At 33.4% G+C, this 22,620-nt stretch carries 28 protein-coding genes; 24 read left to right on the forward strand and 4 right to left on the reverse strand.

Annotated elements, in window-relative coordinates; all coding sequences use genetic code 11:
- Positions 1–31 precede the first annotated feature (31 nt).
- From HM984_RS09160 to HM984_RS09170, 3 genes are read left to right on the forward strand one after another with little or no spacing between them, the layout of a single operon-like run.
- Positions 32–385, forward strand: coding sequence for an arsenate reductase family protein (locus HM984_RS09160; protein WP_179348952.1), 354 nt, complete (start codon positions 32–34; stop codon positions 383–385).
- Complete coding sequence (locus tag HM984_RS09165; protein WP_040757302.1) at positions 378–1,271, forward strand: DMT family transporter; 894 nt, start codon at positions 378–380, stop codon at positions 1,269–1,271. Before HM984_RS09160 ends, HM984_RS09165 begins: the two co-directional genes overlap by 8 nt.
- A 1-nt stretch (position 1,272) precedes the next feature.
- On the forward strand, positions 1,273–2,406 hold the full coding sequence (locus HM984_RS09170; RefSeq protein WP_179348953.1) for a peptidogalycan biosysnthesis protein: 1,134 nt from the start codon (positions 1,273–1,275) through the stop codon (positions 2,404–2,406).
- Between the two features lie 2 nt (positions 2,407–2,408).
- Here the strand turns inward: HM984_RS09170 and HM984_RS09175 are convergent, their stop codons facing one another.
- Positions 2,409–2,888, reverse strand: a complete 480-nt coding sequence (locus HM984_RS09175; protein ID WP_115810847.1) for an acyl-CoA thioesterase — start codon at positions 2,886–2,888, stop codon at positions 2,409–2,411.
- A 123-nt stretch (positions 2,889–3,011) separates the two neighbouring features.
- Between HM984_RS09175 and HM984_RS09180 the strand changes: the two genes are divergently transcribed.
- From HM984_RS09180 to nadD, 3 genes are read left to right on the forward strand one after another with little or no spacing between them, the layout of a single operon-like run.
- Entirely contained in the window at positions 3,012–3,869 is an 858-nt protein-coding gene (locus tag HM984_RS09180) for a YicC/YloC family endoribonuclease (protein ID WP_179348954.1), read from the forward strand.
- 52 nt (positions 3,870–3,921) lie between these two features.
- The gene (gene gmk / locus HM984_RS09185) at positions 3,922–4,512 is read left to right on the forward strand and encodes a guanylate kinase (RefSeq protein WP_115810849.1); all 591 of its coding nucleotides are present in this window, start codon (positions 3,922–3,924) and stop codon (positions 4,510–4,512) included.
- A 1-nt stretch (position 4,513) separates the two neighbouring features.
- Entirely contained in the window at positions 4,514–5,092 is a 579-nt protein-coding gene (nadD, locus tag HM984_RS09190) for a nicotinate (nicotinamide) nucleotide adenylyltransferase (protein WP_179348955.1), read from the forward strand.
- Positions 5,093–5,186: 94 nt separating this feature from the next.
- Here nadD and HM984_RS09195 read toward each other — a convergent pair whose 3' ends face one another.
- Positions 5,187–5,546: a YraN family protein gene (locus tag HM984_RS09195; RefSeq protein ID WP_179348956.1), complete on the reverse strand. Its 360-nt coding sequence runs from the start codon at positions 5,544–5,546 to the stop codon at positions 5,187–5,189.
- 183 nt (positions 5,547–5,729) lie between these two features.
- Between HM984_RS09195 and HM984_RS09200 the strand changes: the two genes are divergently transcribed.
- Together HM984_RS09200 and HM984_RS09205 are read left to right on the forward strand one after the other, a co-directional pair.
- Positions 5,730–6,032 (forward strand): hypothetical protein, encoded by a 303-nt coding sequence (locus HM984_RS09200; RefSeq protein ID WP_179348957.1) that lies wholly within the window; start codon positions 5,730–5,732, stop codon positions 6,030–6,032.
- Positions 6,029–6,382 carry a hypothetical protein gene (locus HM984_RS09205; RefSeq protein ID WP_179348958.1) on the forward strand — a complete coding sequence of 118 codons (354 nt, stop codon included), beginning with the start codon at positions 6,029–6,031 and terminating at the stop codon, positions 6,380–6,382. Before HM984_RS09200 ends, HM984_RS09205 begins: the two co-directional genes overlap by 4 nt.
- Here the strand turns inward: HM984_RS09205 and HM984_RS09210 are convergent.
- Entirely contained in the window at positions 6,374–7,300 is a 927-nt protein-coding gene (locus HM984_RS09210) for a S66 peptidase family protein (RefSeq protein WP_257018477.1), read from the reverse strand. The two genes, HM984_RS09205 and HM984_RS09210, sit on opposite strands and share 9 nt — an antisense overlap.
- A 183-nt stretch (positions 7,301–7,483) precedes the next feature.
- Here HM984_RS09210 and metG point away from each other — a divergent pair, with 183 nt between their 5' ends.
- From metG to HM984_RS09285, 15 genes are all read left to right on the forward strand, one after another.
- Complete coding sequence (metG, locus tag HM984_RS09215; RefSeq protein WP_371312286.1) at positions 7,484–9,553, forward strand: methionine--tRNA ligase; 2,070 nt, start codon at positions 7,484–7,486, stop codon at positions 9,551–9,553.
- Between the two features lie 20 nt (positions 9,554–9,573).
- Positions 9,574–10,461: a DUF488 domain-containing protein gene (locus tag HM984_RS09220; protein WP_179348961.1), complete on the forward strand. Its 888-nt coding sequence runs from the start codon at positions 9,574–9,576 to the stop codon at positions 10,459–10,461.
- A gap of 3 nt (positions 10,462–10,464) precedes the next feature.
- Positions 10,465–11,283 (forward strand): DUF8758 domain-containing protein, encoded by an 819-nt coding sequence (locus tag HM984_RS09225; RefSeq protein ID WP_179348962.1) that lies wholly within the window; start codon positions 10,465–10,467, stop codon positions 11,281–11,283.
- A 151-nt stretch (positions 11,284–11,434) separates the two neighbouring features.
- On the forward strand, positions 11,435–11,905 hold the full coding sequence (locus HM984_RS09230; RefSeq protein ID WP_179348963.1) for a lipocalin family protein: 471 nt from the start codon (positions 11,435–11,437) through the stop codon (positions 11,903–11,905).
- Between the two features lie 93 nt (positions 11,906–11,998).
- Positions 11,999–12,706 (forward strand): YiaD family glycine zipper/OmpA-like lipoprotein, encoded by a 708-nt coding sequence (locus tag HM984_RS09235; RefSeq protein ID WP_179348964.1) that lies wholly within the window; start codon positions 11,999–12,001, stop codon positions 12,704–12,706.
- 89 nt (positions 12,707–12,795) lie between these two features.
- Positions 12,796–14,913, forward strand: a complete 2,118-nt coding sequence (locus tag HM984_RS09240; protein ID WP_179348984.1) for a Tex family protein — start codon at positions 12,796–12,798, stop codon at positions 14,911–14,913.
- Complete coding sequence (locus HM984_RS09245) at positions 14,914–15,816, forward strand: histone deacetylase family protein (RefSeq protein ID WP_179348965.1); 903 nt, start codon at positions 14,914–14,916, stop codon at positions 15,814–15,816.
- 75 nt (positions 15,817–15,891) lie between these two features.
- Positions 15,892–16,410 (forward strand): ferritin, encoded by a 519-nt coding sequence (locus HM984_RS09250; protein ID WP_115810873.1) that lies wholly within the window; start codon positions 15,892–15,894, stop codon positions 16,408–16,410.
- Between the two features lie 308 nt (positions 16,411–16,718).
- The gene (locus HM984_RS09255; protein WP_179348966.1) at positions 16,719–17,417 is read left to right on the forward strand and encodes a cupin domain-containing protein; all 699 of its coding nucleotides are present in this window, start codon (positions 16,719–16,721) and stop codon (positions 17,415–17,417) included.
- Between the two features lie 146 nt (positions 17,418–17,563).
- Complete coding sequence (locus HM984_RS09260) at positions 17,564–17,740, forward strand: hypothetical protein (protein ID WP_179348967.1); 177 nt, start codon at positions 17,564–17,566, stop codon at positions 17,738–17,740.
- A gap of 131 nt (positions 17,741–17,871) precedes the next feature.
- Positions 17,872–19,176 carry a T9SS type A sorting domain-containing protein gene (locus tag HM984_RS09265; protein ID WP_179348968.1) on the forward strand — a complete coding sequence of 435 codons (1,305 nt, stop codon included), beginning with the start codon at positions 17,872–17,874 and terminating at the stop codon, positions 19,174–19,176.
- A gap of 137 nt (positions 19,177–19,313) precedes the next feature.
- Complete coding sequence (locus HM984_RS09270) at positions 19,314–20,156, forward strand: helix-turn-helix domain-containing protein (protein ID WP_179348969.1); 843 nt, start codon at positions 19,314–19,316, stop codon at positions 20,154–20,156.
- Positions 20,157–20,246: 90 nt separating this feature from the next.
- The gene (locus HM984_RS09275) at positions 20,247–20,399 is read left to right on the forward strand and encodes a hypothetical protein (RefSeq protein ID WP_179348970.1); all 153 of its coding nucleotides are present in this window, start codon (positions 20,247–20,249) and stop codon (positions 20,397–20,399) included.
- A 147-nt stretch (positions 20,400–20,546) separates the two neighbouring features.
- The gene (locus HM984_RS09280) at positions 20,547–21,095 is read left to right on the forward strand and encodes a carboxymuconolactone decarboxylase family protein (protein ID WP_179348971.1); all 549 of its coding nucleotides are present in this window, start codon (positions 20,547–20,549) and stop codon (positions 21,093–21,095) included.
- Between the two features lie 32 nt (positions 21,096–21,127).
- Positions 21,128–21,511 carry a cupredoxin domain-containing protein gene (locus HM984_RS09285; RefSeq protein ID WP_179348972.1) on the forward strand — a complete coding sequence of 128 codons (384 nt, stop codon included), beginning with the start codon at positions 21,128–21,130 and terminating at the stop codon, positions 21,509–21,511.
- A 77-nt stretch (positions 21,512–21,588) separates the two neighbouring features.
- On the opposite strand, the gene HM984_RS09290 is transcribed toward HM984_RS09285, so the two are convergent.
- The gene (locus HM984_RS09290; protein ID WP_179348973.1) at positions 21,589–21,921 is read right to left on the reverse strand and encodes a single-stranded DNA-binding protein; all 333 of its coding nucleotides are present in this window, start codon (positions 21,919–21,921) and stop codon (positions 21,589–21,591) included.
- 231 nt (positions 21,922–22,152) lie between these two features.
- Here HM984_RS09290 and HM984_RS09295 point away from each other — a divergent pair, with 231 nt between their 5' ends.
- The gene (locus HM984_RS09295; RefSeq protein WP_179348974.1) at positions 22,153–22,614 is read left to right on the forward strand and encodes a hypothetical protein; all 462 of its coding nucleotides are present in this window, start codon (positions 22,153–22,155) and stop codon (positions 22,612–22,614) included.
- Positions 22,615–22,620 lie beyond the last annotated feature (6 nt).

The following is a 22,620-nucleotide window of genomic DNA, read 5'->3' on the forward strand; positions in this document are numbered from 1 at the left end:
CTTTGCATATTGAAATTAAACCGTTTTGATTATGAACAAAATATACTTTTTAAGTAGCTGTAATACTTGTACCCGTATCATAAATGAGCTTAATCTTCCTGAAGGTTTTCAACTTCAAGATATAAAGACAGAACCAATTACTACACAACAGATTGAAGAAATGCGAGCACTAACAGATAGCTACGAAAGTCTGTTTAGTAAGCGCGCGCGACTTTATAGAGAATTGGGTTTAAAAGAGAAATCACTGACTGAAGATGATTACAAAAATTATATTTTAGAACATTATACGTTTTTAAAACGTCCTGTAATTTTATATAATGATTCTATTTTTATTGGCAATTCTAAGAAAACAGTAGAAGCTGCCAAACTCGCTATACATGAATAGTAGAAAATTTGCCATTTTCGCATTGATCATGGTACAACTATTATATGGTCTCAATTTCACTATTGCAAAAACAGTAATGAATGAAAATTTCATTAAACCCTTTGGATTTGTTCTAATAAGAGTTGCCGGTGCTACGGTGTTGTTTTGGATTATGAGTCTCTTTTTACCAAAGCAAAAAATTGACAAAAAAGACTATCTAAAACTCTTTGTAGCCGCCATTTTTGGAGTCATGATTAATATGCTTTTCTTTTTTAAAGGCTTAGAATACACCTCTCCAATCCATGCTTCAGCCATTACCATTACAGTACCTATTATCATTTTAATTTTGTCTGCTATAATTTTAAAGGAAAACGTTTCTAAGCTAAAAATAGTTGGAGTTACTTTGGGCTTAATAGGCGCATTGGTTTTAACTATATATGGTAAATCTGCAAGAGCTGGCGATAATGTGCCATTAGGTAATTTACTCGTGTTTTTAAATGCTATTTCATACAGCATCTATGTGATAATGATTAAAAAACTCACATTAAAATACCATCCATTTACATTTATTAAATGGTTGTTTTTGTTTGGTCTTATTATGTTAATTCCGTTTGGTTATAATGATTTAAAAGCTGTAGAGTGGCACACGTTTACACCTAATGCCATTTGGTCTGTTGTATTTGTTGTTGTCGGCGCGACTTTCGGAACGTATTTATTTAATCCATTAGCATTAAACAAATTAAAAGCATCTACTGTAGGTATATTTATTTATCTTCAACCTGTAGTTGCTGGACTTTTTGCTATTTCAATAGGTGCAGATTTTATAGACTCCGTAAAAATCGGAGCCATGTTACTCATATTTTTAGGAGTATTTCTTGTATCTAAAAAACCTAAAAACGCCATTTAATTTGCCTCTAACATCTAAAGTTTTTAAAAGCATTGATACTATTCCTCAACCTTATTGGGATAGTGTTAATTGCTGTACAAATATTTATTATTCACCCGAATTCTTAAAAGCTTTTGAACTTGCCAATACAGACATAGAATTCAATTATATTTTCATCCTTAAAGACCAGGAAGCTGTTGCTTTTGCCAATACACAGATTGTAACCATTGGTGTTGAAACCATTACAAAGAACATTAAAATGTCCGATAAAATAAGACATTGGGTTAACAACATGTTCTGCAACAATCATATTTGTGTGTTGTTCTGTGGAAATGTATTTTTAAGTGGAGAATATGGTACCTTTCTGAAAGATGGTGAAGATAAAGTCGACACGTTTAAAGCCATTGCAGAAGGTGTAAAACAATTATCAAAATCTACAAAAAAACTAAGTGCTATTTTTATAAAAGATTTTAAAAACGAATCCCTTCCTATTACCAATCATTTAGAATCTTACGATTACGCAGCCATGCAAGTTGAGCCTAATATGATTATTACGCTAAAACCAGAATGGCATTCCTTTGAAGACTATACAACGGCTTTAAAATCTAAATATCGTGTAAAAGCAAATAGAGCAGATGCTAAAAGTGCTCCTTTAAATGCTAAATTATTTTCTGAAGACGATATAGAAATTCATAAAGAAGCACTTCAAGAATTATATCAAAATACGATTGATAATGCTGATTTTAATGCCCAAATATTAAACCTCGATACTTATATTCATCTTAAAAGAACTTTTAAAGATTTATTTATAGTAAAGGGCTATTTTCTCGAAGATAAATTAGTCGGTTTTTTATCTGCCATGCAAAACGACACACATCTCGATGCGCATTTCATTGGTATCGATTATTCTCAAAATAAAGAATTTGGCATCTATCCGAGAATACTAAACGATTACGTAAGACTCGGGATAGCTACAAAATCAACACAGATTAACTTAGGTAGAACTGCTTCTGAAATAAAAAGTACATTAGGTGCAAAACCAGAAGCATTAACTTGTTATTGCAAGCACAAACGGTATTTACCAAATCAGATTTTAAAGCCATTCATAAAAAATGTGCAGATAAAATCCTTTAAGCAGCACTCGGTTTTTAAGTAAATCTATAGCTTCATTGGCTTTGGTCGTACTCCATGCTTACGCGTATCCTCTTTTGTCAAAACCTTAAAACTTTCAGACTTCGGAAATTTATGAGCCAATTCTAATAATGGTTCTGGTAAACCTGTTAGTTTTCTTGCTTTAAGATCTATCCAACCTCCTTGCATTTCGCAATACGCTAAATTTTCACCTTTATGGTTGTAAAAATTATGTTCAAACATAAACAACATACCATCTTCACTTAAGCCAGACACTTCAATAGTTACCGTAATTGGAGTTCCTAAAAATGATTCCTTAAAATAGTACATATGTTCATAAAACACAACAGGCCCTACATTGAATTTCATAATTTCTGGCATTGTAAATCCCTTCTCAGTAAAGAATGCCATACGTGCATGACTCATAAAATTGGTATACGCAGAATTAGCTAAATGACCATTAGCATCCACATCACTCCAACGAATTTCAAATTGTTTTTTGTACATAAGTTTACCTTCAATTTAGGTTTGCAAAGTTATAAAAGTCTAATGAGAGAATTGGGCGCTTTCTAAACTATTTAAAAACCATTGATTTTTGTACCTTTGCGCAACTTTAAATGCAAAGTTTTAATGATACAATCCATGACAGGTTATGGGAAATCTGTACTACAGCTCCCAACTAAAAAAATATCTATAGAATTAAAATCTTTAAATAGCAAAAGCTTAGACCTCAACGCTCGTATGCCTTCTATGTATAGAGCAAAGGAATTAGACATAAGAAAACTTATTGCTAAAAACCTTGTTAGAGGAAAAGTGGATTTCTCATTATATGTAGAAATTACAGGTGAAGATACCAGCACTAAGATTAACAAAACAGTAGTTAACGAATACATTAAACAACTTAAGGAGGTTGTAGATGGTGATGCTATTGAGTTATTAAAAATGGCGATTCGTATGCCAGATGCTATAACTACAGAACGCGATGATATCGATGAAGAAGAATGGTCTTTAATTAGTGAAGAAATAGATAAAGCCATAGCAAACATTGTTATTTATAGAGAAGATGAAGGAGCGACACTAAAGCAAGATTTTGAAGATAGAATTAGCACATTAAGACGTCTATTAAACGAAGTTATTACGATGGATCCTGAACGTATTGATGGCGTAAGAGCGCGTTTAGAAAAAGGCATTTCTGATATTAAAGAAAAAGTAGATGAAAACCGTTTTGAACAAGAATTGGTTTATTACATAGAGAAATTTGATATTACAGAAGAAAAAGTAAGATTAGAAAATCATTTAGATTATTTTACTAAAGCTTTAGATTCTGAAGATTCTAACGGAAAGAAATTAGGTTTTATTTCTCAGGAAATCGGAAGAGAGATCAATACTATTGGCTCAAAATCTAATTATGCACCAATGCAAAAATTAGTAGTTCAGATGAAGGATGAACTTGAAAAAATTAAGGAACAATTATTAAACGTGCTCTAAATTAGTTGACGTTCTCGGTCGCGGTATACAGTAAAAAGTAAAACAAGTTATTTTGTCAGAAATTAAAAACGAAGTACAAGGCAAGCTCATTGTCTTTTCAGCACCATCTGGTTCTGGAAAAACAACCATAGTTCGCCACCTATTAAAACAGCAAGAACTCAATCTAGAATTTTCTATCTCTGCGACATCGCGCGACAAACGTGGTAATGAGGTTAATGGGCGAGATTACTATTACCTATCGCTTAAAGAATTTAAAAACCGAATTAAAAACGATGAGTTTTTAGAATGGGAAGAAGTCTATAGAGACAATTTTTATGGGACGCTAAAAACTGAAATTGAACGTATTTGGGCAAAAGGCAAGCATGTTATTTTTGATATTGATGTATCAGGTGGCTTACGTATTAAAAGAAAGTTCCCAGAACAGACTATCGCTATTTTTGTAAAACCACCAGATTTGAATGAGTTGGTAAGACGACTAAAAGATCGCGGTGAAGAAAGTCCAGAAAAAATAAGTATGCGTGTGGCAAAAGCACCAGCAGAATTGGCTACGGCTCCACTTTTTGATGAAATTGTTGTTAATTCTGATTTAGACAAAGCTTTAAAGGATGCTTACAAATTGGTTTCAGAATTTATAGCGAAGTAATATGAAGGTCGGTCTATATTTTGGTACGTTTAATCCCATTCATGTTGGTCATTTAACCATTGCCAATCATTTAGCTGAGCATAGTGATTTAGACCAAGTTTGGTTTGTAGTTACCCCATTAAGTCCTTTTAAAAAGAAAAGCAGCTTACTAGACAATTACCACCGTTTAGAAATGGTTCATTTGGCGACAAAGGATTACGACAAACTGAGACCAAGCGATATTGAATTTGGACTAAAACAACCGAATTACACTATTGATACGCTCACGTATCTTTTTGAAAAATATCCGAATTATGAGTTTGCCTTAATTATGGGAGAGGACAATTTAAAAAGTCTTCATAAATGGAAAAACTATGAACTCATTCTCGAAAATCATAGTATTTACGTTTACCCTAGAATATCTGAAGGCAAAATAGACACGCAATTTAATAATCATTCTAAAATCACAAAAGTTGACGCCCCCATTATGGAGCTCTCTTCAACGTTTATTAGAAATGAAATTAAAGACGGAAAAAATGTGCGTCCGATCTTGCCAGAACATGTGTGGCAATTTATTGATGAGATGAATTTTTATAGGTAACACATTCCTGCGAACGCAGGAACCTCTTTTGTAATCACTTGACACTTTTAATGTATAGTTTTTTAAGCTGATGAGATATCCACTTTCGTGAGTCTTAAAAATGATAAAAAGCATTTTCATAATGAATGAGTTGCTCTGTTGTTTTATTCTTTAAAACAGCAACAATATCAAAACGGGTTTCTAAATCGATATCATTTTCAATTACAAAAGCATCCATAGCTTTCACTAGTAATTTAATTTTACTAGGTGTGACGAACTCTTGTGGATCACCGAAAAATTCAGAATTTCGCGTTTTCACTTCCACACAAATCATAAAATCATTGTGCTTGGCGATAATATCAATTTCGGCTTTTTGAAACACGTAATTACGAACAATGATTTCATAGCCTTTTTTTATAAGCAATTCTGCTGCGAGTTGCTCACCTAATTTACCGAGTTCGTTGTGTTGTGCCATTTTTCAGTCTTCAGTTCTCTGTTTTCTGTCAAAAAAATTAGGCATACTTTAGAGTTCGCTTCAATATACAAAAATTGCAGTATCATAAAGGATGTTTAGTCAATCTGAGTCAAAGCATCTTTGTTTGAAGCACATAAAATCTTACAATTAGCCATATCTTTGTAACGCTTTAAAACATGCGAAATGGCTAGTCATATTAAATGCCCAAATTGTGGTCTCTACAATACAAATCAAGACTATTGCACCAATTGCAACACGCTTCTATCTTATAAAAAAAGACGAGAACTAACGTTTGCTCAAGATGAAAAAGAGCGTCGTGAACGCGAGCGTATTCAAAAAGAAGCATCTCCATCGTTTTATGAAAAGCATAAAGATCACCGGTTTTTAATAGTGCGTGTTTTTGTTAAAGTTATTCACTCTATTTGGATGGGATTTATAGCCATCGGGATGTTTATTGCCTGGCTAATAACTGCTATTGCTGCATGAGCATTCTAAAGCACCCTATTTTCTATATCAGTGTATTAGTCGCTTCTGCATTATACATCGCAAACCGTTTTGAAGTACCGCTTCCTAATTGGATGTATTTTTACATCAATGACTTTTTATGTATGCCAATTGTTTTAGGTACATGCTTAGCCATTTTAAGAATCCTAAAGAAAACCGAAGCACTTTACGTACCTATTAGTGTGGTTTTAGCACTAACGCTCTATTTTTTAATTTATTTTGAATGGCTAATGCCTCAAATAAACACACGTTATACTAGTGATATAATTGACGTTGGACTTTACTTTTTAGGAGCCATTTTGTTTTTCAAGTTTCAAAAACAATTATTCTGAGAATTTTAAAGTCGATTGTTCTTTACCAACTTTCAACTCTAGAGTTCGTCCCAAAACCAAAGCTCGATTGTCTTTTTCGTGTCCTGCAGGCATATTGAATGTAATTGGAAAATCGTAGTCTTCTAAAGCATCAAGAATCAATTGCTCTACCGAAGTTCCCCAAAGTGTCGTATTCTTTCGCATTCTAGACATATCACCAACCACAAGTCCATTCAAATTATCAAAATAACCAGCGCGCTTCATACTTTGTAACATACGGTCAATGTGGTATTTGTACTCACCAATTTCCTCAATAAACAGAATTTTTCCAGAGGTATCTATGCTCTCTTTAGAACCCAACATGGTATGTAACATCGTTAGATTTCCTCCGACTAATTCTCCTGATGTTTCTCCGACTCTATTATAGTTTGAGCCTTTTAAAGTATAGTTTTCAGGATTTCCGAAAATAGCCGATTTAAACGTTTCAACGGATTCCTTTATAGCATTCAAATCTTTGGTTAAACTCACACACATTATAGCGTGTAAGGACTGAAATCCTTCATTATGAACCTGATTGTGCAATGCTGTGATATCACTATAACCAATAATCCATTTCGGATTTTTCTTAAATTTAGTATAATTCAATTTATCCAAAATCCTAACCGTTCCGTAACCACCTCGCGCACACCAAATCGCGCTAATTTTAGGATCGTCCATAGCGTTTTGCAAATCTTCGCAACGCTCGGCATCTGTACCAGCAAAATGATTGAACTGGTTAAAAACATGGTCCCCAACAATGGCATGCAATCCCCAACTTTCTAGAAGTTTTACAGCATCTTGCACTTCGCCTACTCTACTTTTTAAAATCCCTGAAGGTGCAACAATAGCCACAGTATCACCTGCTTTTAAATAGGGTGGTTGTATTAATTGTGAAGTCATTTCCGTTGGTTTATTAGTTTTGTTTTGAGCAAGGGCATTACGATTTGCAACTATTAGGATCACAAAAAATAGATATACAAAATGGGGTCTTAAATTCATAAAAACTACTTTTGGTAAAAGTACATTTTTTTTCTAAATCCCTTATATATTGCGTACTTTTGTAGCTTCAAAAAAATGAAAGCCATGTCGAAAAGATATACCATAACAGCAGCATTACCATATACAAACGGCCCAATTCATATTGGACATTTAGCTGGTGTTTATGTGCCTGCAGATATTTATTCTAGATACTTAAGATTAACTGGCAATGATGTTGCTTTTATTTGCGGAAGTGATGAGCACGGTGTGCCAATTACCATCAAAGCAAAAAAAGAAGGAGTCACTCCCCAAGATATTGTGGATAAATATCATGCGATTATCAAGCAATCTTTTATTGACTTTGGTATTACTTTCGATAACTACTCGCGTACGACAGCTAAAATTCATCACGATACGGCTCAAGAGTTTTTCAAAACCCTTTATGACAAAAACGAATTTGTAGAAGAAGTGACTGAACAATTGTACGATGCAGAAGCAAATCAGTTTTTAGCAGATCGTTTTGTTACAGGAACCTGTCCTAAATGTGGCAACGAAGAAGCTTATGGAGATCAGTGCGAAAGCTGTGGATCGAGTTTAAATGCCACAGATTTAATTAATCCTAAATCAGCAATTACAGGCAATGTACCAAGCTTAAAAGAAACCAAACACTGGTTTTTACCTTTAAATAAACACGAAGATTTTCTACGTGAATGGATTTTAAAAGGTCATAAAAAAGATTGGAAACCTAATGTTTACGGTCAAGTAAAATCTTGGATTGACGATGGCTTACGTCCACGTGCCGTAACCAGAGATTTAGATTGGGGAATTCCTGTACCTGTTGAAGGTGGCGAAGGCAAAGTGCTTTACGTTTGGTTTGATGCTCCTATTGGTTACATATCTGCAACCAAAGAATGGGCAGCACGCGAAGGTAAAAACTGGGAAGATTATTGGAAAGACGAAGACACCAAATTGGTACACTTTATAGGAAAGGATAATATTGTATTTCACTGTATTATTTTCCCTGCCATGCTAAAAGCTGAAGGCTCTTATATTTTACCAGATAATGTACCAGCTAACGAATTTTTAAATTTAGAAGGTCAGAAATTATCAACCTCTAAAAACTGGGCGGTTTGGTTACCAGATTATTTAATCGATTTCCCTAATCAACAAGATGTGTTGCGTTACGCTTTAACGGCAAATGCCCCAGAATCTAAGGATAACGATTTTACGTGGAAAGATTTTCAAGCTAGAAACAATAATGAATTGGTGGCTATCTTCGGAAACTTTATCAATCGTGTGGTGGTTTTAACGAATAAATATTACGACGGCATTATTCCGGCACCATCGGACTATTCTACTATTGACGAAGAAACTTTAGCAGCTGTAAAAGCGTATCCTGCTGTGATTTCGAGTTCTATTGAACGTTATCGTTTTAGAGAAGCGAGTCAAGAATTGATGAACTTAGCACGACTAGGAAATAAGTATTTGGCAGACGAAGAGCCATGGAAAACGTTTAAAACAGATGAAGCACGCACCGAAACCGTAATGTTTGTGGCTTTACAAATTGCGTCTGCCTTAGCTGTTTTATCAGAACCGTTCTTACCATTTACCTCAACCAAGTTAAAAGGTATTTTAAATTCGAATGGTAACGGATGGAAAGACGTTTCAACAAAAGATATTTTAATTCCCGCAGCACATCAAATTGGAAAAGGAGAGTTATTATTCTCTAAAATTGAAGATTCTGAAATTCAAATACAACTCGATAAATTAGAAGCTAGCAAAAAAGCTAATGAAGCTGAAAAAAAGGTAGTAGAACCTCAAAAAGAAGAAATTACGTTTGATGATTTTACCAAATTAGATTTGCGTGTTGGTACTATTATCGAAGCAGAAAAAATGCCAAAAACCAAAAAACTTTTAGTCTTAAAAGTAGATACTGGCATTGACACAAGAACCATTGTTTCTGGTATTGCCGAAAGCTTTTCACCAGAAGACGTCATAGGTAAACGTGTTACTGTTTTAGTAAATTTAGCACCCAGAGCTTTACGAGGAGTTGAGAGTCAAGGTATGATTTTAATGACGGAAGACGAAACTGGAAAGTTGGTTTTTGTGAATCCTGATACTTCGACTGCGCTCAGCACAAGTGATGGAGTTAAGAATGGATTGCAGATTAGTTAAGAATTTCATATATTTAATGGATGTATTATAGAAGAAAAGTAGCACTATCACTTTTACAAGTATTTAATAATGAACTTGATAAAATTCAAATTCAAAAATTATTATTTCTTCATAGTCGATATAAAACTAAAAAGAAAACATATGATTTTGTTCCATATAAATTCGGTTGTTTTTCTTTTCAAGCAAATGCTGATCTAAATACTTTAAAAAAGTATGGTATTGTTTCTGAATCATCCAAATCTTGGACAAAATTAGATGAAACAAACTATCTATCACAATTAGATAAAGAAGATAAAAAGATTATTTCTGATTTTGCCATTATTTATAAAAATAAAACAAATGATGATTTGATTGACTTAACTTATAAGAGATATCCATATTATGCTATTAACAGTACTATTGCTCATAAGTATCTAAATTCTGATAATTTAAAAAACCTTGATAATTTTAGATCATTTGAGAATAATATTACTTTATTTACAATTGGCTATGAAGGCATATCACTTGAGCATTATTTAAATAAACTTATAAAAAACAACATTAAACTTTTATGTGATGTTCGTAAAAATGCTTTAAGCATGAAATACGGCTTTAGTAAAAACCAATTAAGAAATGCATGCGAAGGTGTAGGTATAAATTACATACATATACCAGAAGTTGGAATTAACTCTGATAAACGTCAAAAACTAAACACTCAAGCCGATTATGATAAATTATTCAAAGAATATATATCTACCAATCTTTCTAAAACAACTAGCAATCAAAAAGAGATTATTGATTTATTGAAACAGTATAAAAGAATAGCTCTTACCTGTTTTGAAGCTGACAACTGCCAATGCCACAGAACTCATTTAGCCGAAGCAATATCTAATTTCAAAGAATTCAAATACCAAGTAGAGCATTTATAAAATATGCCAATAAAGAAAATTCTAATAACAGTTACAACTTATCCTCTTCCTTCAAGAAGTTATGATGAATTAGTTTGTACTGCTGGAATTTTAGAAAATGGTACTTGGATTAGAATCTATCCTATTCCTCTAAGTTTTTTAAATCAAATTAAAAAAAGTACAGGCTTTAAAAAATACACTTGGATTGAATTAGATGTAATACCAAGAACCGATGATTTTCGACCTGAAAGTCATTCACCAAAAAGCTACAATGTTAAAATTATTAGCACATTAAACACTAAAGATTACTGGAAAGAACGTAAAGAATTTTGTCTCAGAAATGTTTATACCAATAAAGCTAAATTAATATTAGATTCCCAAAGCCCGACAAATGTTTCTCTGGCTACGTTTAAACCATCAAAAATAATTGATTTCGTTATTGAGGAAGATGCTGCTGAATGGAAAGATGAATGGAAAGAACTTAGAAAACAAACAGATTTATTTGCCGAAATTGAAAGTGATCCCGAAAAGCTTATTCCAAAAGTCCCATTCAAGTTTTACTATATTTTTGAAGATGATGAAGGAGTATCGAGTAGATTAATGATTGAAGACTGGGAAATCTTTCAACTCTATTGGAATTGCCTCAAAAATTCTAATGGAGATAAGAATAATGCCATTAAGAAAGTAAGACAAAAATACTTTACTTCTTTCGTTTCAAAGCATGAAATTTATTTGTTTTTAGGAACAACGATGCAATGGCATAGACGAAGAGCTACTAACCCTTTTGTTATTATCGGAATATTTTATCCAGTAATTCAGAATCAATTAACATTAGATTTCTAAGAACCAAAACTCATACTTCATTTCAAAAACTAAACCCTCAAGACATTCTGTTGAAAAACAAAAATTGCTAATGCATCAATAATTTTTTCTTTACAAGCAAGCCACGCGCTATACTTTAAGTAATTTTGAATTCACACATTACTTAAAGACAATGAAAAAACTAGCACTATTATGTTTAACCGTTTGCTTTTTAGCTTGTGGAGCGTCAAAGATCGTTCGTCAATCTAAAAAAACGATTAAAGGAGATTGGACCTTAGCTTCTGTAAAATCTTCGGCCATTGGCGATTTAAAAATCACACTTCTTAATGATGCCGAAAAAGCGTGCTTCGAGAATAGTTCATGGCAATTTATTCCCAATAACAATACAGGAACTTATACCCTGTCTGGATTGAATTGTTCCTCAGATAAACGATTTTTCGCATTCACCATAGATGAAGTTAATGAAGATACTGGTTTATATAATTTCCTATTAAAACCGACCAACGAAAAGGGCAAATCGGAAACTAATGCTGGATTTCGATTAGAATTAACAGCACTTTCTGATACGGCTATGCAATGGCAACAAACCGTGAATTTAGACGGAAAGCCCATCACTATTACTATGAATTTTACAAAATTTTAAACTATGAAACGAGCATGTTCAAAATTTTATCACCTAAAGGAATGATTAAAAGCGAACAGCATCTGACCATTAAAAAACAATAAATAAAAACATATGAAACTATTAAATTATAAATCGAATTTAGCCATAACATTATCACTACTTTTAGTACTGATGACAAGTTGTAAGGCTGTAGATAACGCTAATAACAAACAAAAAGGAGCTGCCATTGGAGCTGCAGGTGGAGCCATCCTTGGTGCTATCATTGGAAACAACGTTGGTAAAGGCGGCAAAGGAGAATTAGGAGCTGTTATCGGAGGAGTTGTTGGTGGCGGAGCTGGTGTGCTTATTGGAAACAAAATGGATAAACAAGCTCAAGAAATTGAAACTGAAATCCCTGGAGCAACCGTAGAACGTGTAGATGACGGAATTGTAGTCACTTTTGATGAACAAAGTGGTGTTTATTTTGATACAGAAAAGTATAACATCAATGCTAAATCGCAAGAAACACTAAATAAATTAGCAAGTGTATTTACAGAATATCCAGATACAAACATTCTAGTCGTTGGCCATACAGATAGTTCTGGTAATGATGCTTACAACATGACGTTGTCTAAAAACAGAGCTGAAGCTGTAACTAATTACTTAACCGGAAAAGGTTTAGGTTACGGACGATTTACAACACACTGGTTTGGAGAAGAACAACCGATGTACGATAATACAACAGTAGAAGGCCGTTCTAAGAACAGACGTGTCAATATTGCTATTGTGCCGAACGAAACAATGGTTAATGATGCGAAAAAAGAAGCCGGATCTAATTAATAACTTTTGCTAAAACTATTCGGCAATTACAATAGAGTTAAATATATTACAGACCTTATAATTTTAAATTTATAAGGTCTTTTTTTATGATGATTAAATATATAGTTCAACACACGCAATTAGCTGAAAAAAATATAAAAAGTACCGTTCAATTACTGAATGAAGATTGTACCATTCCATTCATTTCGCGATACCGAAAAGAAGCTACAGGAAATTTAGACGAAGTACAAATTGGTGATATTGTCAAATACAAAGAGTTATTTGAAGCTTTAGAAAAACGAAAAATTGCCATTTTAAAAGCTTTAGAAGAACAAGACGTTTTAACCGAAGACTTAAAACAAAAGATTGTAAATACTCAAGACCTCACCACGCTTGAGGATCTGTATTTACCCTTCAAGAAAAAACGAAAAACCAAAGCCGAAACGGCTCGTAAAAATGGCTTAGAACCTTTGGCTAAAATCATCATGAGTCAAAAGGCAAATGACATCGAATCTATTGCATTTAAATATGTAAAAGGCGACCTTTCATCTGTTGATGAGGCTTTAGAAGGAGCCAGACATATTATTGCTGAATGGATCAATGAACGTGTGGATATTAGAAACAATCTACGAAACCAATTAGAGCGTCATGCTCAAATTTCTACTAAGGTTATAAAAACTAAAAAAGACGATGAAAAAGCGCAAAAATTTAGAGATTACTTTGATTGGTCCGAAAGTTTAAGCCGTATTCCTTCTCACCGACTATTAGCTATTTTAAGAGCAGAAAGCGAAGGCTTTATTCGTGTGAAGATTGAAATTGACGACGTACGTGCTTTAGAACAAATAGACCATAGAATCATACGCAGCAAAAACGCCTGTGCAGACCAGATTGAACTCGCTATTTCAGATGCTTACAAACGTTTATTATTTCCATCCTTAAGCAATGAAGCCCTTCAAAAAGCAAAGGAAAAAGCCGATGAGTCTGCGATTACTGTTTTTGCCAAAAATTTAAAGCAACTCTTATTAGGCTCACCTATTGGCGAAAAACGCGTTTTAGCCATCGACCCTGGTTTTAGAACAGGTTGTAAAGTCGTTTGTTTAGATGCACAAGGAACTTTAAAACATAATGAAACGATTTATCCACATGCTCCCAAAAACGATAGTATTGGTGCTATAAAAAAGATTTCCTCTTTAGCTGAAGCTTATAAAATTGAAGCCATTGCCATTGGAAACGGAACCGCATCTCGCGAAACTGAAGCTTTAATTCGAAAAATTCAATTTAAAAACGATATCCAAGTGTTTGTGGTTAGTGAAGCTGGAGCAAGTATTTATTCGGCATCAAAAATTGCTAGAGACGAATTTCCAAATTACGATGTTACCGTTCGTGGTTCAGTTTCCATTGGAAGACGTTTACAAGATCCCCTAGCTGAATTGGTAAAAATTGACGCTAAATCTATTGGAGTTGGGCAATACCAGCACGATGTGGATCAAACAAAGCTTCAAAAACAACTCGATGTTGTGGTTGAAAATTGTGTGAATGCCGTTGGTGTTAACATTAACACCGCAAGCATACCACTACTCAGTTCGGTCTCTGGAATTGGACCAAAATTAGCAGAAAACATTTTTAATTACCGAAACGAAAACGGAGCCTTTACATCGAGAAACGAGATTAAAAAAGTGCCACGCTTAGGTGGAAAAGCATACGAACAAGCGGCTGGTTTCTTAAGGATTCGCGATGCCAAAAATCCATTAGACAATTCATCTGTACATCCTGAAACCTATAAAATAGTAGAGAAAATGGCTAAAGATGAAGGGGTTTCGCTTCAAGACTTAATTGCAAATAAAACTATACTTCAAAAAATAGATTTAAAAAAATATTTTACAGAAACAGTGGGTTTGCCTACGCTTCAAGATATTATTAAAGAATTAGAAAAACCTGGATTAGACATTAGAGAAACAGCCAAGGTGTTTACATTCAACCAAAATATAAAAACCATTACAGATTTACACGAAGGGCAATTGTTGCCTGGCATTGTTAATAACATTACCAATTTTGGGTGCTTTGTAGATGTTGGGATTAAAGAAAGTGGACTGATTCATGTGTCAAATTTATCGGATAATTTTGTGAAAGACGTTAATGAACATGTGCATCTGCATCAGCAAATTATTGTAAAGGTTTTGGAGGTTGATGTAGCAAGGAAACGGATTCAATTAAAGCTTCACAACTAGATGCTAAAAATAGCTTTTCATCCCATATATAAACATCCACTTCCTGTAGGACACCGGTTTCCTATGGAAAAATACGAATTATTACCACAGCAACTTTTACACGAAGGCACCTGTACTCCTGCTAATTTCTTTCAACCAGAACAACCTAATGACAAACATATTGTTGCGGTACATGACCCTGAATATTATTATGATTTAGTAAATTTAACTCTAGATCAACGTGCTGCTCGTAAAATAGGATTTCCGTTAAGTAGGGCTTTAGTGCAACGTGAACTATTGATTGCAGATGGCACCATTAAAGCTAGTGAATTTGCTTTACAACATGGCATTGCTATGAATATTGCAGGTGGTACGCATCATGCCTTTTCAAATCGTGGAGAAGCATTTTGTATGTTAAATGACCAAGCAATTGGCGCAAAGTACCTTCAACAAAATGGTTTAGCACAAAACATTTTAATTGTAGACTTAGACGTGCATCAAGGCAATGGAACGGCAGAGATTTTTCAGAATGACCCTTCTGTTTTTACCTTTTCTATGCATGGAAAAAGCAATTATCCATTTAAAAAAGAAATTAGTGATTTAGATATCGCTTTAGAAAATGACACTGATGATTCTGCTTATTTAAAATTATTAGAAGAGACACTACCAAAACTCATTGCACAACAACAACCAGATTTCATCTATTATTTGTGTGGAGTTGATGTAATTAAAACCGACAAATTAGGAAAACTAAGTCTCACCGTTGATGGTTGTAAAGCTAGAGACCGTTTCGTTTTAGAGCAATGCAAAGTCAATCAAATTCCTGTTATGTGTAGTATGGGAGGTGGTTATTCCCCAAAAATCAAAACGATTGTAGACGCGCACGCTAACACATTCCGATTAGCACAAGAAATATACTTTTAATCTGAAAAGCAATTGTTCACAAATATTTTACCAACGGATTAACTATTCCTATCTTTGTTTAAAACACAATCAATTATGTTATCAAAATCTATAGAAGCCGCATTAAACAAACAAATTAGAATTGAAGCTGAATCGTCTCAAGCGTATTTAGCTATGGCTATTTGGGCAGAAGTAAAAGGTTTAGAAGGTATTTCTAGCTTTATGTACAGCCAATCTGACGAAGAGCGCGAACACATGCTAAAACTCGTTAAATTTATAAACGAACGTGGTGGACATGCACATGTTTCAGAACTGAATGCGCCAAACGTAACGTTTACATCTTATAAGGCCATGTTTGAAAAACTTTTAGAACATGAAATTTTTGTCTCTGAGAGCATTAACGAACTTGTTCATATCTCTTTACAAGAAAAAGATTACGCCACTCACAACTTTTTACAATGGTATGTTTCTGAACAAATTGAAGAAGAAGCCATGGCGAGAACAATCTTAGACAAAGTAAAAATGATTGGTGACGACAAAGGTGGTTTATATTTATTTGATAGAGATATCCAACAACTAACGGTTAACTCAGCAGCAGATACCCCTGGAGCCTAAGTGCTAATGAGCTGAGATTACCATACACGTCACTTCTATTATAGTAAAACATAATATCAACTGAATTCATATCTCTATATTTTATAGGGATTATAGTCGTTTATTGTAGTTAATTAAAACTCGAATCATCAATTATCGATAAAATCATTTTTAACTTAATATTTTCAGAGATTAAAAATAAATTACCCTAAATAATGTCGACTCTCAAAATCGCATTATAAAATGAAACAAGTGTAATTTATTCCTATTTGGTTATACTATCTTTAAAGTTATTACAACGAACTTTAAATTTAAAAACTATTTTTTTTATGAAAAAACTTTGTCTCTTAAGCGTTTTGTTAATTACCATTCTATTTAATAGCTGCGCTAATAACAGCGAAAAAAACAAAACTACAGATACCACAGAAGAAGTTAATGAAAGCATAAAAAAAGAATTGAATTTCACTAATGAACAATTTTATGATGCCGATGGGCAGTTTTTAAAAGAAAAAGCAAAAGACGCATTAATGGAAATGCTTGAATATCATAATTATCCTGTTTTCGAAGGATTACGTGAAAAAATTTGGCTTACCGATTACAATCAAGGTAATTATGCTGAATTAGGATTAGCATCTATAATGTTTGTTAATAACGAAGAAGACCAATACATGTTAATGGATATCTTTCTATTACCTGGTCAAATGCTAGGAGAGCATATGCATTTCGCAGCAGAAGGTAATCCTGTAAAGATGGAAGGTTGGTTAGTAAGACATGGAAAAAGTTACATCGTTGGCGTAGGAGAAAACAATCGCGATCAATTTCCGCAAGTGGTAACCCCTCAAAGCCATTGGGAAGGAAAAACGACTACCAATTATATTATTGAAGCAAATGAAGGAGATTTTGCTTCGTTGGCAGAAGCCGAATCACCACATTGGCAAATGGCAGGCCCAGAAGGAGTGGTAATTACTGAGGTTGGAAATGTACACACAAACTCTGGTGTGCTGAGATCTGACCCTAAAATGAATTAAGTTAAAATTAATAGTTCCATAATTCTAAGAAAAACACCTAACCGATTAATTCTTAGAGCCTAAATGTTAAATATTATTTAGATTAAATATAAATAACTACTTTTGTCTTGAAAACTTAAAGATTTCCTTTTGCAGGAAAACTAAAGATGGGCAAAAAGAAGAAAAATAAAAAACTAAAAAAGGAACGTATTAAAGTGCTTGAGGCTTCTGGTATTGAAACACTTGGCAATGTAAAAACTAAGTGCTGTAAAAAATATAAAAAAGCCGAAAATAAGCGTTGTAAAAAATGCCCTTGTTTTGATTTATTAAAGAAGGTCGCTTAATCTCTACTCATCATACTTTTTTAGACGTTTTATAATTTAAATTGTAAAATAAACATGATTGTGTTTAAGGAATGATAAATTTTATAGACTAAGTCAATTATATTTACAAATTTTAATATAATTCTTGGACCATGAGATCAATTTATTTTCTTAAGCTTATCAGTATTTCTTTTAGTATCTCATTGGTTTTTTCCATATCTATTTACGGACAGGCACAAGATATAAGCAGGACAATTATCCCCGTAGATTGGGATGTTTGTAAATATCACCCAGTTATAAATTCTAAGTCCTCATCTATAAAACCGCCAGCTAACGTATTTCAAAAAATGGCTAGAGGTGGCGAAAATTGTTCAACGTTTATAGTTGACTATAATGGTTTTACTCCAGAAGCACAGGCCGCTTTTCAGTTTGCAGTAGATATTTGGTCAAATTCTATTGAATCACCAATCCCCATTAGAGTTTCCGCTAATTTTTCTGAACTAGATGAAGGAGTACTTGGAGGAGCCGGCCCGACAAATTTTAGCACTATTTCAGTAGATGGACTCCCACCCAATATTGCTTTTCCTTTGGCTTTAGCCGAAAAACTAGTAGGTGAAGAACTCCCTGATTCAGGAGAAGAAACCTCTACAGACATCCAAGCGACATTCAGCAGTACTGCAAATTTTTATTTTGGTTTAGACGGTAATACACCTAGCAACCAAGTAGACTTTGTTTCTGTCGTTTTACACGAGCTTGGCCACGGCTTGGGAATAATAGGGTTTGGAGGTGTTGATGATGATGACGCCCCAACACAAGGTGTACTTAGAATACAAGGCTTTATTGGTGTTTGGGATAATTTTATTGAGAATGGTACACCTACAGCTATTACAAGTTTTGAAGATCCGTCGGCTGAGTTACTATTAGAAATCACAGGAAATAATTTATTTAGCAATGGTCCAATAACTACAGCACAAAATGGTGGCATAAAACCATCGACGTATGCACCTGCAATTTATAGGCGTGGCTCAAGTTATAGTCATTGGGACGAGGGCACGTACCCACCTGGACATCCTAATTCATTAATGACACCCTCTATTGGACTTGGAGAAGCTATTCATAATCCTGGATTAGTTACACTCGGATTTATGGAAGATATGGGTTGGAGTATTTGTGGAGGAACACTTTCCGTTCCTAGTTTCAATTTAACCACAATTGAAGTAAGCCCTAATCCTTTTAATTCTACTATAAATATTCTAACAGACACAAACAGCGCCGATACATTTAATATTAGTATTACAGATATAAACGGTAGACAAATACTAAAATTAACTCAAAAAATTAGTAACGGAAAGCTTACTATTTCTAATTTAGATCAATTAGAGGATGCGCTCTATTTTATTAAAATTCGAAATAAAAATACAGGTGCAAGTGTTATAAGAAAGGTTATTAAAAATTAAAGGTATTTGGGTTTATAGGATTTAAAACCTCAATGATTACAGTACTCATTATTTACCCTATTTATATTTCGCCAAGAATGTGTTATAAATAACCTTATGATTTGTAATTTTTGTTCTACTTATTAGACTTAGTAGCTATGACTCACACTTTTAAAGAATTTTCTACCAACGCTATTTTCAATATTGGAAATGAAACTGATTTACTTTCCTTTAAAAAAGCGAAACAATGTGAGTTATATACTTTTATTTGGGCAAAATCTGAAGCTATCGATCTCACAATTGACAGCGTCCCATTTACAGTACCACCCCATAGCATATTAGCATTAACGCCTATTCAATATCTTCAATACAATGGCGGTAAGGACGTCATCGTTTATCAATTTAACAGTGAATTTTACTGTATCAAAGATCACGACCAAGAAGTAAGCTGTGTTGGTATTCTATTTTTTGGAAATACTAATATCCCAATTATTCATTTAAATCAAAACGAGCAACAAAAGTACAACACCCTTCACGAGGTTTTTATAGACGAATTAGAAACCGAAGACAACATACAAGCCGAAATGCTTAGAATGTTAATGGCTCGGTTTATTATAAAGAGTACGCGTTTATTAAAAGCCAAAGAAGGTATTACAGAATCTCCGAAGAGCTCTAAAGTAGATTTACTACGTGAATTCAATTTCTTAGTAGAACAACATTTTAAAACAGAACACAGCGTCGCGTTTTATGCTGAAAAACTATTTAAATCTCCGAAAACCTTATCTAATAATTTTGCAAAACTAAACAGAAGTCCATTACAAATTATACATAACCGTATTGTATTAGAAACACAACGTCAATTAGTTTATACCGATAAAACAGCAAAAGAAATTGCTTACGATATCGGGTTTGAAGACGCCTCTCACTTAAGTCGTTTGTTCAAAAAAAATACGTCAATATCACCTTCAGACTACAAAAAGCGCTTAAATACCTCTAGTTAGGAAAAATTGACATGCCGTTGGGCAAATTCTTCATTTTAAAGTAGCCACTTCTCTCGCATCTTTGCATTGTAATATTAAAACAATAACAAGATGACACTAAAAATCAAATCCATATTTAATCTCATAGAGATATTTACAAACAGTCCAAAAAAAATAGTAAACACCATTAACACAGAATCGTATTGTGAAGAAAAACATATTCATGATTATTACTGTGATGCCGAAAAGCCATTTATAAGCTAAATTAACAACAAGGGAAAAAATGACATGCCAAAGGGAATAACAAACATTCTTTAGCACTGTGATATATCGCAACTTTGTACCAACAAAAAAATCAAAACAATTACTAATAATAATTCTGTATTAAATCAGAATAAAAAAATTAAAAACATGAGCACATTTAATATTTTAAAAAGAGAAGACGTTAGCGCTAATAATCAAGCGATATTCGATAACCTAAATAAAGCATTAGGTTTTGTACCTAATTTATATGCAACTTATGCAAATAGTGACACTGCTTTAGAAAACTATTTAACGTTTGCCAATGCAAAAACCTCATTATCTGCTAAAGAAAAAGAAGTTGTAAACCTTGCTGTTAGTCAGGTAAACGATTGTATTTATTGTCTTTCTGCACATACTGCCATTGGAAAGATGAACGGCTTTACAGACGCACAAATCTTAGAATTAAGAGCTGGATTTTCTAGTGTAAACGAAAAATTTGATGCTTTAGCAAAACTAGCGAAAAACATTACAGAGAACAGAGGAAAAACAGACCAAGACGTCTTAGAAAACTACTTTAATGCTGGTTATACAAAAGGAAATTTAATAGATACCATTTCATTAGTTGGCGATAAAACCATCTCTAACTATGTTCACAGCACCACGCAAGTACCTGTAGATTTTCCTGTTGCGCAACCTTTAGAATTAGAAACTATTTAATTAATAATTATAACCGATAAAATTTAAAAAAGATGAAAAAAATTATAGCCGTTATCGCAATCGCATTAACCTTTACATTAACAGGAAATGCACAAGACACAATGACCTCTAAAGCAACAACAGTTTCTTTAGAACAAACAAAAGGAGTCTTTACACAAACTGAATTGACCTTAACAGAAGGCGATTACATTTTTGAAATTGCCAATAATAATGTTGGTCACCAAGTCGGATTTGTATTAGTTCCTAAGGGAGCTGACGCCTCTAAGCCAGAAAATCATATTCAAACGGCTTATGTTACTAAAGCTGTAGAAAATAACACCAAAGAAAGGTCGAAAGTCACAAAATTGACAAAAGGAGAATACGTCTATTTTTGCCCTCTAAACCCGACACCACAGTACACTTTAACTGTAAAGTAAGTAATTACATTATAGCGTTAAATAAAAAAAGAGCAACCAATTAGTTGCTCTTTTTGTGTTATCAATGAAGCTTTTATTTATTTCCCTAACATTAACAGCTCATTACAAACCACTTCTGTAGTGTAGCGCTTTATGCCATCTTTATCTTCCCAAGACCGTGATGTTAGCTTCCCTTCTATGGCCACTTCTTTGCCTTTAGTAATATATTTCTCAATAATCTGTGCTGTTTTCCCCCAGGCAACCACATTGTGCCACTGTGTGTCTGTGATCTTTTCGCCTTGTGCATTTTTATAACTATCGTTGGTAGCGACAGAGAATTTTGCTAAGATTTTTCCGGATTCAAAATTGGTGATTTCTGGGTCATTTCCTAAGTTACCAATCAACTGTACTTTGTTTTTAAGTGTGTTCATAATTTCTAAATTTTAATGGTTAACAGTTAATACTATCGAGTTCTAATGTTTCGACACTACAAAGATCTGATAGCTTCCAAATATTATTCGGTAGTTACCTACTTACATACGTTTGTAATTATTTGTTTTCGTTTGTAAATGGGTAATTGTTGATGAAACGGGGTTTTATTGTATTTTTATAGTGCTTATATACGTGAGTTGTGTGTCATTTAAGAAAAACTGAACGCTGAATTGAAAAACATCAAATTTTTAATAACCAAATATTACTTTTTCGGACTGATTTTTATTTTCGTTTTTTATGCCATTATTGGAGAAATTCCAAGTTGGTACACAATCGAAAGAGATTGGATTGAATGGATTACGACAATAATTTCGATACCATTAATCGGAATATTAGCTTTTAAATATTTGATCAAGTATGTTGGAAAAGAAAAACAAAAATATTTCGGAATATCATTTTTTGCTCTTTTTGCTTCGTGGATTTTAATATTATACTTTAAAGCATTAGTAATCGGAATAATAAATTCATTTGAATTTGAGCGAATACGAATTTTGGAATCGCTTGCTGGATATTCGATTTATCAACTTTGGATTTACGGAATATTTGGAATAATTCACGGAATAATTGGTGGATATTTTTTATCGAAAGAATTGAAAAATAATGAAGAAAAAACGGCACACAACACCGTATAAAAATAA

Origin of the sequence: Winogradskyella pacifica, assembly GCF_013403915.1 — a bacterium.
GTDB classification, from domain to species: Bacteria; Bacteroidota; Bacteroidia; order Flavobacteriales; family Flavobacteriaceae; genus Winogradskyella; species Winogradskyella pacifica.

Bases quoted from the DNA above. Each gene is read 5' to 3' on its own strand.
- HM984_RS09160 (WP_179348952.1), top strand. From the start codon at position 32: ATGAACAAAATATACTTTTTAAGTAGCTGTAATACTTGTACCCGTATC.
- HM984_RS09165 (WP_040757302.1), top strand. From the start codon at position 378: ATGAATAGTAGAAAATTTGCCATTTTCGCATTGATCATGGTACAACTA.
- HM984_RS09175 (WP_115810847.1), bottom strand. From the start codon at position 2,888: ATGTACAAAAAACAATTTGAAATTCGTTGGAGTGATGTGGATGCTAAT.
- HM984_RS09180 (WP_179348954.1), top strand. From the start codon at position 3,012: ATGATACAATCCATGACAGGTTATGGGAAATCTGTACTACAGCTCCCA.
- nadD (WP_179348955.1), top strand. From the start codon at position 4,514: ATGAAGGTCGGTCTATATTTTGGTACGTTTAATCCCATTCATGTTGGT.
- HM984_RS09195 (WP_179348956.1), bottom strand. From the start codon at position 5,546: ATGGCACAACACAACGAACTCGGTAAATTAGGTGAGCAACTCGCAGCA.
- HM984_RS09200 (WP_179348957.1), top strand. From the start codon at position 5,730: ATGGCTAGTCATATTAAATGCCCAAATTGTGGTCTCTACAATACAAAT.
- HM984_RS09205 (WP_179348958.1), top strand. From the start codon at position 6,029: ATGAGCATTCTAAAGCACCCTATTTTCTATATCAGTGTATTAGTCGCT.
- HM984_RS09210 (WP_257018477.1), bottom strand. From the start codon at position 7,300: ATGACTTCACAATTAATACAACCACCCTATTTAAAAGCAGGTGATACT.
- metG (WP_371312286.1), top strand. From the start codon at position 7,484: ATGTCGAAAAGATATACCATAACAGCAGCATTACCATATACAAACGGC.
- HM984_RS09220 (WP_179348961.1), top strand. From the start codon at position 9,574: ATGTATTATAGAAGAAAAGTAGCACTATCACTTTTACAAGTATTTAAT.
- HM984_RS09225 (WP_179348962.1), top strand. From the start codon at position 10,465: ATGCCAATAAAGAAAATTCTAATAACAGTTACAACTTATCCTCTTCCT.
- HM984_RS09230 (WP_179348963.1), top strand. From the start codon at position 11,435: ATGAAAAAACTAGCACTATTATGTTTAACCGTTTGCTTTTTAGCTTGT.
- HM984_RS09235 (WP_179348964.1), top strand. From the start codon at position 11,999: ATGAAACTATTAAATTATAAATCGAATTTAGCCATAACATTATCACTA.
- HM984_RS09240 (WP_179348984.1), top strand. From the start codon at position 12,796: ATGATTAAATATATAGTTCAACACACGCAATTAGCTGAAAAAAATATA.
- HM984_RS09245 (WP_179348965.1), top strand. From the start codon at position 14,914: ATGCTAAAAATAGCTTTTCATCCCATATATAAACATCCACTTCCTGTA.
- HM984_RS09250 (WP_115810873.1), top strand. From the start codon at position 15,892: ATGTTATCAAAATCTATAGAAGCCGCATTAAACAAACAAATTAGAATT.
- HM984_RS09255 (WP_179348966.1), top strand. From the start codon at position 16,719: ATGAAAAAACTTTGTCTCTTAAGCGTTTTGTTAATTACCATTCTATTT.
- HM984_RS09260 (WP_179348967.1), top strand. From the start codon at position 17,564: ATGGGCAAAAAGAAGAAAAATAAAAAACTAAAAAAGGAACGTATTAAA.
- HM984_RS09265 (WP_179348968.1), top strand. From the start codon at position 17,872: ATGAGATCAATTTATTTTCTTAAGCTTATCAGTATTTCTTTTAGTATC.
- HM984_RS09270 (WP_179348969.1), top strand. From the start codon at position 19,314: ATGACTCACACTTTTAAAGAATTTTCTACCAACGCTATTTTCAATATT.
- HM984_RS09275 (WP_179348970.1), top strand. From the start codon at position 20,247: ATGACACTAAAAATCAAATCCATATTTAATCTCATAGAGATATTTACA.
- HM984_RS09280 (WP_179348971.1), top strand. From the start codon at position 20,547: ATGAGCACATTTAATATTTTAAAAAGAGAAGACGTTAGCGCTAATAAT.
- HM984_RS09285 (WP_179348972.1), top strand. From the start codon at position 21,128: ATGAAAAAAATTATAGCCGTTATCGCAATCGCATTAACCTTTACATTA.
- HM984_RS09290 (WP_179348973.1), bottom strand. From the start codon at position 21,921: ATGAACACACTTAAAAACAAAGTACAGTTGATTGGTAACTTAGGAAAT.